The following is an 11,931-nucleotide window of genomic DNA, read 5'->3' as shown; positions in this document are numbered from 1 at the left end:
TCCTCAATTTCCTTCGGTTTCGTCTTTGGTTTCTGCAAGAAAGCCGCCGAGCCGGTCGAGCCGCTGTTCCCAACCCAGGCGCCGTTCGTTGATCCAGTGTTCGGCGGTCCTCAGCGCCCTCGGCTCGAGCTGGCAGGTGCGCACCCGGCCGAGCTTTTCGGTGCGGACGAGACCGCTCGCCTCGAGCACGTTCAGGTGCTGGACGACCGCCGACAGCGACATCGCCAGCGGCTCGGCCAACTGGCTGACCGATGCGGGGCCGCACGACAGCCGCTCCACCATGTGCCGCCGCGCCGGGTCGGCGAGCGCCTGGAACATCAGGTCGAGCTGGGCGGTATCGTGCAGCATCGGGCTTAACCGTTGTTGTAGGGAAAGTTTCAAATAGGGCTGCGCTTCCTCGATCACTCGGGCGACAGACGGCCGCAGCAGCAGCCGGTCGTGGTAGCGCGCGACTGTTCATTGCCGACAGATGTGAACGGCGTTCCGTTTTCATAGTGCGATCAGCGGCTTCCAGCAGAAGGAGGCGAGCGGATGGAGATGCTTCGTCAAGGACACTGCTTTGCTCGTTCCCTTGCTGGTTCGCCGCTGCATGGTTTACGGAGCTAAACACTGAAGCGATTACTTAACTATTGCCAATAGTGTGTCAAGGTCCAGCTCCGCGCTTACCTGGCTTGGCTATGGGCGACGATGGCATCAACGATCGCGGCCCAATCGTCGGGATGGAGTTCGTGGCCGCCGCCTTCAATGCGGACAAGCCTCGCGCCGGCAACTGCTTCGGCCAGAGCGGCGCCATGCTCGACCGGAAAGATCGGATCCGCGGTGCCGTGGATGACGACGAGCGGAACCTTCAAGTCGTGCAGGCGACCCTTGCAATCCTCGCTGCCCCGATCCTCGCCGCCCCGATCTTCACCGCTCTCAAGCATGAAATGATTGGTCGCGCTTAGAAAACCGCCGGACCGGTCGTAGTCCTGTTCGACGAAGGCCCTCGTCCGCTTCCCGTCGAATGGATGCGCGGTGCCGGCGATCGCGTGCGCGTCCTTGACGATGTAGTCGACCACCTGGGCTCGGTCCGACCAGTCGACCTTCGCGCCTTCGGCCGAATGCTCCATATAGGCTTCGCTCGTCCCTGGCAGGTGCGAGGTGTCGATCCCGATTGGCGAAGTGCTGATCGCCGTTAGCGAGATGATCCGCGACGGATATTTCAACGCCACGAGTTGCGCGATCATGCCGCCCATCGACATGCCGACGACATGCGCTTTCGCGATGCCATGATTGTCGAGGACGCGAATGGCGTCGTCCACCATGTCGTCGAAAGTGTAAGGCGGTTCGCCCGGCGCATATTTGGTGGAACGGCCGGTATCGCGATTGTCATAGCGGATCACGAACAGGCCCTTGCCGGCCAGTTTCCGGCAGAACGCCTCAGGCCACCAAAGCATCGAAGCCATCGCGCCCATAATCAGCAGCATCGGCGGATGCGCGGGATCGCCAAACGTCTGCGACACGATTTCGGGTTCCGCTGCCTTGGTCATGGTCGCCGGCTCCTCTCTGCAAAACCGATTGCATTTCGCAATCAGTTGCACGATAATAAAACTGATATGATAATGCAACCAGTTTCTGTCGGAGATTCGCATGAGCATCGATCATCGTTCTGGGTGCCCGATCAACCTGTCGCTTGAGGTGTTCGGCGACCGGTGGAGCCTGATCATCCTCCGCGACATGATTTTCGGCGGCAAACGCCACTTTCGCGACTTGCTCAACGGGTCATTGGAACGCATCGCTTCCAACATCCTCGCCGATCGGCTGAAGCGACTGATGGAACTCGGCATGCTGACCAGGGCTGACGATCCCACCCACAAGCAGAAGGCGATCTACAGCCTGACCGAAATGGCGATAACGCTGGTGCCGATCCTGGGGCATCTCGGCGCCTGGGGTCGCGTCTGGCTGCCGGTCAGCGAGGAGCTCTCGATCCGCGCCGAGCTTCTGGAAAAGGGCGGCCCGCCGATGTGGGAAAAGTTCATGGACGAACTGCGCCACGAACATCTGGGCACGCCTTCCGACACGCCGCCGGATGCCACCGTGCGTGCGACGTTGCAGGCCGGATACGAGGCGGTTGTCGCCCGAAAGGCGGCGGGCGCCGGGTGCGATGCCGGCGCCTGACCAACTTATTTCCCCCATCGCAGGGCGGCTCTGCTATTAAAGCCGTTGAAAGCTATAATTTACGGGATTGGAAAAGCCCTTGGTTGAGAACTCTAAGGATACTGCCCGCGCGCGGGCCGATTTGCGTTTCAAGAAGCAGGAAGAGGCAGCCACGGTTCGTCAGAAGGCGATGGCGGAATATGTCGCCGAGAGCGATGCCCGCCAGATAAAGACCAACAAGCTGAGGGCGCTCCGCCTTGCCAAGGAAGCGGAAGACCTCGCCAATGCGCCGGCTGCTCCGGTGAAGAAGCCGACACGCGCCAAGAAAAAATAGCGGTCCGGCGTGTCGGGCGGGCCTGTCCTGCCGTCGGCAGGTGATGACAACGAGGCGGCTGCTTCACCGCCTTTTATGCATGTCGTTACAGCAAAACCGCTGCGCACCCTCGTTCAAGCCCGAGGCATGCTTTGCGCGACATGCATTAGCTCATGGTTATGTCGCGGCTGGCTGCTCGCATCGATACTGAGAAGCCGGCCAGGACATCGACCAGTGCGATGACCATCAAAATGAAGAAAACCGAGTGCGCCGCGCCCTTCACCAGCAGGAACTCGACCAGGAACGCCACGAAGACGAAGGTCGACAACAGGTGGTCCATGATCGAGGCGCTCGTCGTGCGCGTCGATTTCAAGATTTCGACGAAGAAGAGAAGCAGCCCGATCAGCACGATCAGATCGCCGAGCGTCATCGAGAACACTCCGCCCGACATCATGCGGATCGATAACATTTGGATTGCCCAAGGATCGTCGCCGCCGCCGAATATTCCCAGAAGCCCAAGATTATAGAGGACGAAGGGTACAATCAGCAGCGGGATGGCACCGAACATCAGAAGGCTCCGGTTGGACAGCCTTCTCTAGTAGGCGCTCGGCGTTCGCCGTCAAGAATTTTCGCACGCGACCGCGAACACGGACAAAGACCGTGCGTAATAACAGTACCAGCCGGTACGGCTGCTGGCATGTCTGAAATGATCCGGTGGGCGATCATCCGCGCCATACGCAAAAAGACCGGCGCGGTGGCCGGTCCTTCGGGATTCGCAAAAACCGTCGAAAGCGTTCTCAGCTTTCCTTCGGCTCCAGAACCTGGCGACCGCGATACATGCCGGTCTTCAGGTCAATATGGTGCGGGCGGCGCATCTCGCCGGAATTCTTGTCCTCGACATAGGTCGGGGCCTTCAGCGCATCGGCCGAGCGGCGCATGCCGCGCTTCGACGGGGAGGTTTTTCGTTTCGGTACGGCCATGGATATGCTCCACTACATGGTCAAAATGCCCCGGCTGCCCTCGTGAAAGGGCCGCGTCAGGGCCGGAATCTGAGAAAGTCGGGTGCCTATACACGCCCTGCGCCGTTTTGGCCAGCGCCGTCGCGAATTTTTTTAAGCTATCGCAGACAGCCGACATAGGCGCCGGACCGACCGGCGCGCCGCTCGATCAGAGAGGCCAGCCGTCTCAGCCCCGGCCCGGGCTTCGCCGGGTTGCGGGCGATCGGGTTCGGCAGGGTGACGGCAAGCAGCGCCGCCTGGCGACGCGACAATCGTTTTGCCGAAACCCCGAAATGATGCTGGGCGGCGGCCTCGATGCCATAGATGCCCGGCCCCCATTCGGCGATATTGAGATAGATTTCCATGATGCGCCGTTTCGACATCACCATGTCGACATAGACAGCCAGCGGCAGCTCGACGACTTTCCGGACCGAGCCCAGCGGCCGCGACCACAGATAGAGGTTCTTGACGCTCTGCATGGTGATGGTCGAGGCGCCGCGCGTCATCTCGCCGGCCAGCGCGTCGTCGACGACGCCCCTCAACTCGCCAAGGTCGATGCCGCGATGGAAACAGAACTGCCCGTCCTCCGACATGATGACCGAATGCGCCAACGCCGGCGCCACATCGTCGATCGAGACCCAGCGCCGGTCATAGCCGGAAAACGTCGCCAGATCCTTCAGCATCAGTGTCGATACCGGATGCACGAACGGCGGCAGGTACAGAAAGGTCAACACCAGCGGCATCAGCGCCAGCACCACGGCGATGGTGATACCGCGCCGGACCCAGTGCCGAGGCCAGCGTTTGAGACCGATGCGATTGCCGCGTTTCGGCCTCACCATGTCCAGCCCTTCGGTTTCGTGATCGACGATCGGTTCCGCCAAGCCGCTCAATCCATGCTGCTCCCTGCCCCCGGCATAATGGCGCTTGGCTTCTTGCGCAACGTCTGAGTGTCGGCTACCCGTCCCCGGCATGGCGAAAGACGATCAAATACCGTTCGAGGCAGCGCTTCTCGCACGCACAGGGCCGATCGAGGCGCTGCTCAGGCGGTTGCTCGATGACCGCCCGCTTTCAGGCGAGATCGCGCGGCCGCAGCGTCTGATGGAGGCGATGCGCCACGGCGTGCTGAATGGCGGCAAGCGCCTGCGCCCTTTCCTGGTCATGGAAAGCGCCGCGCTGTTTTCCGCCGACGGCGAGGCGGCGCTGCGCGTGGCGGCGGCGCTCGAATGCGTGCATTGCTATTCGCTGATCCATGACGATCTGCCGGCCATGGACGACGACGATCTGCGCCGAGGCCAGCCGACCGTTCACAAGGCCTTCGATGAGGCGACCGCCATCCTCGCCGGCGACGCCTTGCTAGCGCTCGCCTTCGACATCATTGCCGACGAAGCGACAATGCTGCCGGCCGAACGGCGGGCGGCGCTGGTGCTGGCGCTGGCCCGCGCCGCCGGAGCCGGCGGCATGGTCGGCGGCCAGATGCTCGATCTCGAAGCCGAGCGTAACCGGCCGGAGGAAGCCGGCATCATCCGGCTTCAGGCGATGAAGACCGGCGCGTTGATCCGCTTCGCCTGCGAAGCGGGCGCAATTGTTGCCGGCGCGCCGGCGGCCGACCGTGAAAGACTGGTGGAATTCGGCTCGGCGATCGGGCTTGCCTTTCAACTTGCCGACGACCTGCTCGATCTGACGGCGGATGCGCGCCAGATGGGCAAGGCGACCGGCAAGGACGCAGCCGCCGGCAAGGCGACGCTGGTGGCGCTGCACGGCGCCAACTGGGCGCGGGACCAGCTTCAAGGCCTCGTCGACCAGGCCCACGCCTCGCTTTGTCCCTATGGCGAAGACGCCGTGCTTCTGAAGCAAGCAGCGGAATTCGTGGCGGCCCGCAACAGCTGACGCTGTTCCAAGCTGTACTCCCGCCCTATGGCGCGCCGTGCAGCCAAGGAGGGTTGGCGAACTGTTCGGCCAGGAAATCCACGAACACGCGCACGCGCGGCGACAGAATTCGGCCAGGCGGATAGACAGCGCAGATTGGCGCTCCGTCAGGATGATTGTATCCGGTGAGCAGCGCGGTCAGTCTGCCTGCCTCGATATCCGGCCCGACCAAGATCTCGGACATGCGGATGATGCCTATACCGGCGAGCGCCAGCCGGCGTAGCGCTTCGGTGCTGTTGGCCTCTATCGGGCTGCGGATACGCATGCTTTGCAGACCGTCCGGGCCATCGAACTCCCAGATATTGAGACCGCCGCGTGCTGTGACGCCAAGACAGATATGACCTTGAAGGTCGTCTGGCGTTGTCGGCATGCCATGTCTTTCGAGATATCGAGGTGATGCGCAAATGACACGGCGATTGGGCGCCAGCCGCCGCACCACCAGCCTGGAATCGTTGTGTGCGGCAACGCGCACGGCGACGTCCGTCGCCTCAGCCAACAGGTCGACAATCGCATCTGCGAACATCAGCTCGAGCTCGACGGCCGGGTAGCGATCGATGAAGGCCGGCAACATCGGCACGATCAAGCGATGGCCGAAGGCGCTCGGAAGACTGACGCGCAGCCGGCCGCGCGGTTCTGCTCCGGGTTGAACCGCGATTTCAGCCTCTTTGATGTCGTTCAGGATGCGGCGAGCGCTCTCGGCATAGGTGCTGCCTTCCGCCGTCAAGCTGATGCGCCGCGTCGAGCGCTGCAGCAAGCGCACGCCAAGGCGGGACTCAAGCCGACCGATGATTTTGCTGACGGCCGAAGGTGTCATCCGCAGCCGGCGTGCCGCTGCCGAGAAGTCGCCTTCCTCGACAACTGCCAGGAACACACCCATCGTCTCTTGCCGGTCGATGATATCTATTCCAATTCGTCACAGATGAACGGAAACTATCACCGATTATCGGCAGATGCGAACCATAATATGTTTTCCTCTTCAGCATGCAAAATGCTGGAGAGGAGGTGCCATGGGTGCAGAACACGTAAACCTGCGAGATGCTCACGACGTGCATCGGTGGGCACGTCGTCAGCGCAGCGCCGCAATTGGGCGGTGGTGTCTTTGGCTTATCCGTACGCTCAATCGGTCACGTCAAGGAATGGGAAAACGCTCAAGGCGAAGCAACGTCCGGGCTAGCGCAGCCGGCCGATCGGAATGATTTCTGGCGATGTTGGAGCGTATGGCTCGCCACGCCAGTTGCCGAGCCATTCTTCGACGACCAGCCCGGTCTGGTCCAGCATCGGCGCAAGGCTTTCCTTTGTCGGCACGGCGATTTTCGATTCGGCGCTGAGCACGCGTCCGCTGCCGGGCATTTCGTAACGGGTGGAGTAAGTGACGACACCGGTAGCGGGATTGTGGCGGAGATCGTTCGAAGTCCACGCCGCCTTCGTTCTCCCATATCATAGAACTGGACGAGGCCGGATCGTTGTAGAGACGGTCGGTCATGGTAAGCCTATAGCTGAAGCCGTGGACCAGCAGAATTCGTGGAATAAAAGCGCAGCTTCGATGGTTTGTCGGGAAAATCAGTCGGCACCCATCACCGATTCCGCACCACAATGCATGCACCGCCGACGCTTTGCAGTTTCCGGCAGATGTTGTCGGCCTTGGCTTTGGAGTCGGCGCCGATGCGGACAGCATAGATCCCGCGCCTGCCGATCGGCGAGCGCACCCGGCTGACCACCGGATCATGGCCCTTAAGCAAGGCCGGAAACCGGCGCTTCACGCCAGTCCATTGATTGAGCGCCGCGGCGCGGCGGAAATTGCCGGCCACCTGCACGCCCCACGGCTTGACGTTGATCGACGCCATGGCCACGGTTTGGGACTTGATGACCGGCAGCCTGCGGCAGGCGACCGCGAAGCTCGCTTTCTTGTCGAGCGGCTGGATGCTGCCGGCATAGGCGGTTTCGGTGAACCTGTCGGCCGGCTCGCCCATGATGTCCAAAACGTAGTTTTCAGTCTCCATCGGCAGGAAGCCGCCGGAACTCAGCCAGCGCGATACCCGGTTTTCACCGGCATTGTAGGCGGCGGCGGCCAGGCCCAGATTGCCGAAGCCGGTCTTCATTTCGGCGAGATATTTTGCCGAGGCCGGGATGGCCTGCTCGATATCGAAAGAATTGGCGAGACCGCGTATCTTGGCGGTGCCCGGCATGAACTGGGCAATGCCTTCGGCGCCGACCGGACTGACCGCATTGGGATCGAAGCGGCTTTCCTTCCAGATCAGCCGGGCAAAGAAATCCTTGGGCAGGCCGTTTTGATCGGCATGCGCCTCGATCAGGTTGCAAACCCGGTCGAGCAGCCGCTGCTTGGCGGGGCGCGGCGGATCGGCGTGGGCGGTGGTCGCCCAGCCCAGCCCACCAAGCAAAACCAATCCACCAAGCAAGACCGGCGTCGCCCAGGGGAAGCGCCGCATCGACCTACTCCGCCGCAGCCTTGCCAGGTTGCCCAAACCGCTGCTCGATATAGTCGGCGACCATTTTCTCGAAGTCGGCGGCGATCGAAGGGCCGCGCAGCGTCGCCGCCTTGCTGCCGTCGACGAATACCGGCGCCGTCGGCGTCTCGCCGGTGCCGGGCAGCGAAATGCCGATATCGGCATGTTTGGATTCACCCGGACCGTTGACGATGCAGCCCATCACCGCGACTTTGAGGTTTTCGACGCCGGGGTATTTTTCACGCCACACCGGCATGTTCTTGCGCAGATCCGCCTGGATGTTCTGCGCGAGTTCCTGGAACACGGTAGAGGTGGTGCGGCCGCAGCCGGGGCAGGCGGCGACGATCGGCACGAACTGCCGAAACCCCATGGTCTGCAGGAGTTCCTGCGACACTTGCACCTCGCGGGTGCGGTCGCCGTTCGGCTCCGGCGTCAGCGAGATGCGGATCGTGTCGCCGATGCCTTGCTGGAGCAGAATGCCCATCGCCGCGGACGAGGCGACGATGCCTTTCGAACCCATGCCGGCCTCTGTGAGGCCGAGATGCAGCGCGTGGTTGGAGCGGGTGGCAAGCTCGGTGTAGACCGCGATCAGATCCTGCACGCCGCTGACCTTGGCCGACAGGATGATCTTCTCGCGGCCAAGGCCGATCTCCTCGGCCATGTCGGCCGAAAGGATCGCCGACTGCACGATCGCCTCGCGCGTTACCTCCTGCGCGGTCAGCGGAAAGCCCTGGCGCTGGTTGTCGTCCATCAGCCTGGTCAAAAGCTCCTGGTCGAGCGACCCCCAATTGACGCCGATGCGCACCGGCTTGTCGTGCCTGATCGCCATCTCGACGATAGCTGCGAACTGCCGGTCCTTCTTGTCCTTGAATCCGACATTGCCGGGATTGATGCGGTATTTGGCCAGCGCCTCGGCGCAAGCCGGGTGGTCGGCGAGCAGCTTGTGGCCGATATAGTGGAAATCGCCGACCAGCGGCACATTGATGCCGAGCCGTTCGAGCCGCTCGCGGATGGCGGGCACGGCGGCGGCACTCTCGTCGCGGTCGACGGTGATGCGCACGATCTCGGAGCCGGCGCGATGCAGCGCGGCAACTTGAGCGACTGTCTGGTCGACATCGGCGGTGTCGGTGTTGGTCATCGACTGAACGACGACAGGGGCGCCCCCGCCGACCATCACGCCGCCGACGTCGACACCGACAGACGTGCGGCGCGAGAAGGGTGAAGAAAAATATCCGGTCATGGCCGGCTGCCCTTTGTTAGCGCCGAATTCCGGAATCGGTTTCCGGAAACAATCTGCGCAAAAATCAAAATACAGCGTCCATTGCGCGTCCGAAAGGAGGCGCGGCGCTATAGAAGGTCCCGGCATGAGGTGGAGGAGCAAAGATGGCTTGTCAATGGCGATAGGCAGGGAAACCTGTCAAATCGAACCGCCGGACAAACACGGAAACGCTCCGGCGGCATTGGTTGCCACCGGAGAAGATGGTCGGGCAAAGCGCGCACTGTTCCCTGCATGACCCCAAAACCGAAAGGATTTTCGGAAAGGACCATGCGCCGAAATCAGAAGCACGACAGCGCCCTTTGCGCGTCCGTAGATGAGCGTCAGTGCGTGGTGGGTTTCGGCTTCGCCTTCAATTTCTCAATCTCGTCCTTGAGCGCCAGCTTGCGCCGCTTGAGATTCACGATTTCGAGGTCGTCGACCGATGGATGGTTCATCGCATCATCGATTTCGCGTTCGATGTCGCCGTGTTTCCGCTGCAGCTCATCAAGATGGGATGCAAGAGACATGATTGGTTCTCCCTTTCATGGTTTCCTCGATTGCAGCCGTCAAGGCGCGTCCCACCGCAATTTCGCTTCTGTGACGGCATAATGACAGTGTGCCACTATCGGGCACCGATGTCGAATGCTGCGTGGTAGCATTCCACGACAATACGAAATGTGGTATTGGCTGCGCGCCGGTGCAAGATACCTCCGGCCTCGCCCAATCAGGCCCATTTTTGGGCGCCGCAGACGTGCAGACGGTAAATAATGTCCGAACAGGAACAGGCCGATATCCGCCTCGAATATTCTCGGCTGAAGCAGGAACACGCCGATTTCGACGCGGCGATCAACGCGATGATCGCCATGGGCTGCGACCCTCTGCAGATCCAGCGCATGAAGAAGAAAAAGCTCTTCCTGAAAGACCGGCTGATGGCGCTGGAAGACCGGATCATCCCCGACATCATCGCGTGAGCGAATCCCACTTACGGTCGCGACAAATCCTGCTCATCCCGTGATCGAAAGCCTCGCGGCGCGTTCGCGCAGCAGGGCGATGAGATCGCCGGTCTTTTCCTCGGAAGTGTCGATGGGAACCACCAGGCATATCGTCGCCTCGACCTTGCCGGCAGCTGAAAAGACCGGCGCGGCAAGGCACTTTGTATAGGCGTCGACAAGACCGGAAGTCACACAGTAGCCGGCAGCCCCGGCCGTAGCGATATCTTCTATGAAGTCGTACAGCAGCAATCTGCGGCCATCCGGCAGGACGAGATCGTCTTCGGACACCATGTCTTCGATCACAGCCCGTTCGAAACCGGCGAGAAGCAACCGCCCGGAAGCGGTCCAGGGAAGCGGTATCTGCAGACCCGTGGCCGAACTGATCCGGAACGGCCTGGTGCCCGGGCTTGAATGGACAATCGTGTAGCGGCCGCTTTGCAGCATGCACAATTCGGAGGTCTCGCCTGTCTCGCGCGAAAGATCGTCGACTTCCTGACGCCCTCTCCTGAGCAGGTCGTTGCCGCGCACATAGTCCATTCCGTAGAGATAAAGCTTCTTCCCGAAATAGACGCGATTGCCGTCGCCGGCCATTTCCAGCAGGCCCGCATCCACGAGCGAGCGCACAAGCGTGTAGATCGTCGAGCGCGGCGCATTCACTCCCTTGGCGAGATCGCCAATCCCGATCGCTCGCTGGTTCGCATGAAGAAACTCCAGGATATGGAGCACGCGGTTGAGACCCTTCTCGCGGGAGCCCGCAATCCTGTCTTCGTCCGGACCAGCGTCCGGCCGAACTGCCAAGCCATTGCCATCTTGCATTGCTGATTCCTGGTGTTAGTATCTGTCTCGTACAGGATACATGTGTCTTTTGTAAGAGACAATCCAGCAGATTACCGATGCATGTATCGGCAAAGGGGAACACAACACGAAAAGGAGGTCGCCGTGAACGACACATCCAAAAGACGTGATTTTCTGAAACTGGCCGGGCTTGCAACGGCCGGAGTGGTGGGCGCAGCGACAACAGTCGATGTTCAAAAGGCGGCGGCGCAGGCGGCACCGGACAGCCTGCTGCGCACCGTTCTCGATCGCGGCAAGGTGATCGTCGGCACCGGCAGCACCAACGCGCCCTGGCACTTTGAAAACGATGCCGGCGAACTGGTCGGCATGGACATCACCATGGGGCGCATTCTTGCCAAGGGACTTTTCGACGATACGACCAAGGTCGAGTTCGTCATGCAGGATCCGGCCCAGCGCATTCCGAACGTGACCACCAACAAGGTCGACATTTCGATCCAGTTCATGACCATGACCGCCCAGCGCTCGCAGCTGATCCACTTCTCCCGGCCCTATTACGTCGAAGGCATCGCCTTGCTGACCCTTCCGAACGCCGAAAACAAGACCTTCGACAAGCTGCTTGCCGGCGGTTCGGCGACGCGGGTTTCCATCCTGCAGAATGTCGATGCCGAGGCAAATGTGCACATCGTCCTGCCGGAGTCGCAGGTGATGCAGATAGACACGCAGGCCAACGTGCTGCAGGCACTGGAATCGAAACGCGTCGACGCCGCCGCCGTCGATCTGTCGACGGTTCGATGGCTCGCCTCGCGCAATCCGGACAAATACTTCGATGCCGGCAAGAGCTGGTTCTCGATGCTTTACGGCGCCGCGCTTCGGCAAGGCGACCCCGACTGGCTGACCTTCGTCAACACGACCTTCACCACCGCCATGTTCGGCCATGAGACGGCGCTCTACGACGCTGCATTCAAGGACTATTTCGGACAGGAGCCGCCGGCGCGCCATCCCGGCTTCCCGGTCATCTGATGCAAGGAGGCGGAAGGGCCGCGCCCGT

General features: G+C 61.6%; 16 protein-coding genes. 5 read left to right on the top strand and 11 right to left on the bottom strand.

Translation table 11 applies throughout. The features are described from left to right. Nucleotides 1-3 precede the first annotated feature (3 nt). Both X738_RS47295 and X738_RS47290 read right to left on the bottom strand, forming a co-directional pair. The gene (locus X738_RS47295; RefSeq protein ID WP_023797047.1) at nucleotides 4-348 is read right to left on the bottom strand and encodes an ArsR/SmtB family transcription factor; all 345 of its coding nucleotides are present in this window, start codon (nucleotides 346-348) and stop codon (nucleotides 4-6) included. Between the two features lie 314 nt (nucleotides 349-662). Then, nucleotides 663-1,529: an alpha/beta fold hydrolase gene (locus tag X738_RS47290; protein WP_023797046.1), complete on the bottom strand. Its 867-nt coding sequence runs from the start codon at nucleotides 1,527-1,529 to the stop codon at nucleotides 663-665. A gap of 100 nt (nucleotides 1,530-1,629) precedes the next feature. On the opposite strand from X738_RS47290, the gene X738_RS47285 reads away from it, so the two are divergent. Both X738_RS47285 and X738_RS47280 read left to right on the top strand, forming a co-directional pair. Next, nucleotides 1,630-2,157: a winged helix-turn-helix transcriptional regulator gene (locus X738_RS47285; RefSeq protein WP_023797045.1), complete on the top strand. Its 528-nt coding sequence runs from the start codon at nucleotides 1,630-1,632 to the stop codon at nucleotides 2,155-2,157. 79 nt (nucleotides 2,158-2,236) lie between these two features. Continuing rightward, nucleotides 2,237-2,470: a hypothetical protein gene (locus X738_RS47280; protein WP_023797044.1), complete on the top strand. Its 234-nt coding sequence runs from the start codon at nucleotides 2,237-2,239 to the stop codon at nucleotides 2,468-2,470. A 145-nt stretch (nucleotides 2,471-2,615) separates the two neighbouring features. Here X738_RS47280 and X738_RS47275 read toward each other — a convergent pair whose 3' ends face one another. The 3 genes from X738_RS47275 to X738_RS47265 form a co-directional block, all read right to left on the bottom strand. Continuing rightward, nucleotides 2,616-3,017: a hypothetical protein gene (locus tag X738_RS47275; RefSeq protein ID WP_023797043.1), complete on the bottom strand. Its 402-nt coding sequence runs from the start codon at nucleotides 3,015-3,017 to the stop codon at nucleotides 2,616-2,618. Between the two features lie 229 nt (nucleotides 3,018-3,246). Then, nucleotides 3,247-3,429: a 50S ribosomal protein L32 gene (gene rpmF / locus X738_RS47270; protein ID WP_006203806.1), complete on the bottom strand. Its 183-nt coding sequence runs from the start codon at nucleotides 3,427-3,429 to the stop codon at nucleotides 3,247-3,249. A 137-nt stretch (nucleotides 3,430-3,566) separates the two neighbouring features. Beyond that, nucleotides 3,567-4,337, bottom strand: a complete 771-nt coding sequence (locus X738_RS47265) for a biosynthetic peptidoglycan transglycosylase (protein WP_031254079.1) — start codon at nucleotides 4,335-4,337, stop codon at nucleotides 3,567-3,569. Between the two features lie 79 nt (nucleotides 4,338-4,416). Between X738_RS47265 and X738_RS47260 the strand changes: the two genes are divergently transcribed. After that, on the top strand, nucleotides 4,417-5,334 hold the full coding sequence (locus tag X738_RS47260; RefSeq protein ID WP_023797041.1) for a polyprenyl synthetase family protein: 918 nt from the start codon (nucleotides 4,417-4,419) through the stop codon (nucleotides 5,332-5,334). A gap of 25 nt (nucleotides 5,335-5,359) precedes the next feature. Here the strand turns inward: X738_RS47260 and X738_RS47255 are convergent, their stop codons facing one another. From X738_RS47255 to X738_RS47235, 5 genes are all read right to left on the bottom strand, one after another. Beyond that, a complete protein-coding gene (locus X738_RS47255; RefSeq protein WP_063830521.1) occupies nucleotides 5,360-6,250 on the bottom strand; it encodes a LysR family transcriptional regulator in 891 nt (296 codons plus the stop codon). 293 nt (nucleotides 6,251-6,543) lie between these two features. After that, nucleotides 6,544-6,705: a hypothetical protein gene (locus tag X738_RS47250; protein WP_023797039.1), complete on the bottom strand. Its 162-nt coding sequence runs from the start codon at nucleotides 6,703-6,705 to the stop codon at nucleotides 6,544-6,546. 242 nt (nucleotides 6,706-6,947) lie between these two features. Continuing rightward, a complete protein-coding gene (locus X738_RS47245; RefSeq protein WP_023797038.1) occupies nucleotides 6,948-7,820 on the bottom strand; it encodes a lytic transglycosylase domain-containing protein in 873 nt (290 codons plus the stop codon). A 4-nt stretch (nucleotides 7,821-7,824) separates the two neighbouring features. Further along, complete coding sequence (gene ispG, locus X738_RS47240; RefSeq protein WP_023797037.1) at nucleotides 7,825-9,078, bottom strand: flavodoxin-dependent (E)-4-hydroxy-3-methylbut-2-enyl-diphosphate synthase; 1,254 nt, start codon at nucleotides 9,076-9,078, stop codon at nucleotides 7,825-7,827. 359 nt (nucleotides 9,079-9,437) lie between these two features. After that, nucleotides 9,438-9,623 carry a YdcH family protein gene (locus X738_RS47235; protein WP_023797036.1) on the bottom strand — a complete coding sequence of 62 codons (186 nt, stop codon included), beginning with the start codon at nucleotides 9,621-9,623 and terminating at the stop codon, nucleotides 9,438-9,440. A 240-nt stretch (nucleotides 9,624-9,863) separates the two neighbouring features. Here X738_RS47235 and X738_RS47230 point away from each other — a divergent pair, with 240 nt between their 5' ends. Continuing rightward, complete coding sequence (locus X738_RS47230; protein ID WP_023797035.1) at nucleotides 9,864-10,067, top strand: YdcH family protein; 204 nt, start codon at nucleotides 9,864-9,866, stop codon at nucleotides 10,065-10,067. A 33-nt stretch (nucleotides 10,068-10,100) separates the two neighbouring features. Here X738_RS47230 and X738_RS47225 read toward each other — a convergent pair whose 3' ends face one another. Further along, entirely contained in the window at nucleotides 10,101-10,904 is an 804-nt protein-coding gene (locus tag X738_RS47225) for an IclR family transcriptional regulator (protein WP_023797034.1), read from the bottom strand. A gap of 123 nt (nucleotides 10,905-11,027) precedes the next feature. On the opposite strand from X738_RS47225, the gene X738_RS47220 reads away from it, so the two are divergent. Continuing rightward, entirely contained in the window at nucleotides 11,028-11,903 is an 876-nt protein-coding gene (locus X738_RS47220) for a transporter substrate-binding domain-containing protein (RefSeq protein WP_031254072.1), read from the top strand. Nucleotides 11,904-11,931: the final 28 nt, after the last annotated feature.

This window comes from Mesorhizobium sp. L48C026A00 (assembly GCF_000502375.1).
GTDB lineage: Bacteria > Pseudomonadota > Alphaproteobacteria > Rhizobiales > Rhizobiaceae > Mesorhizobium > Mesorhizobium muleiense.
This window is presented reverse-complemented; position numbering and strand designations above follow the sequence as displayed.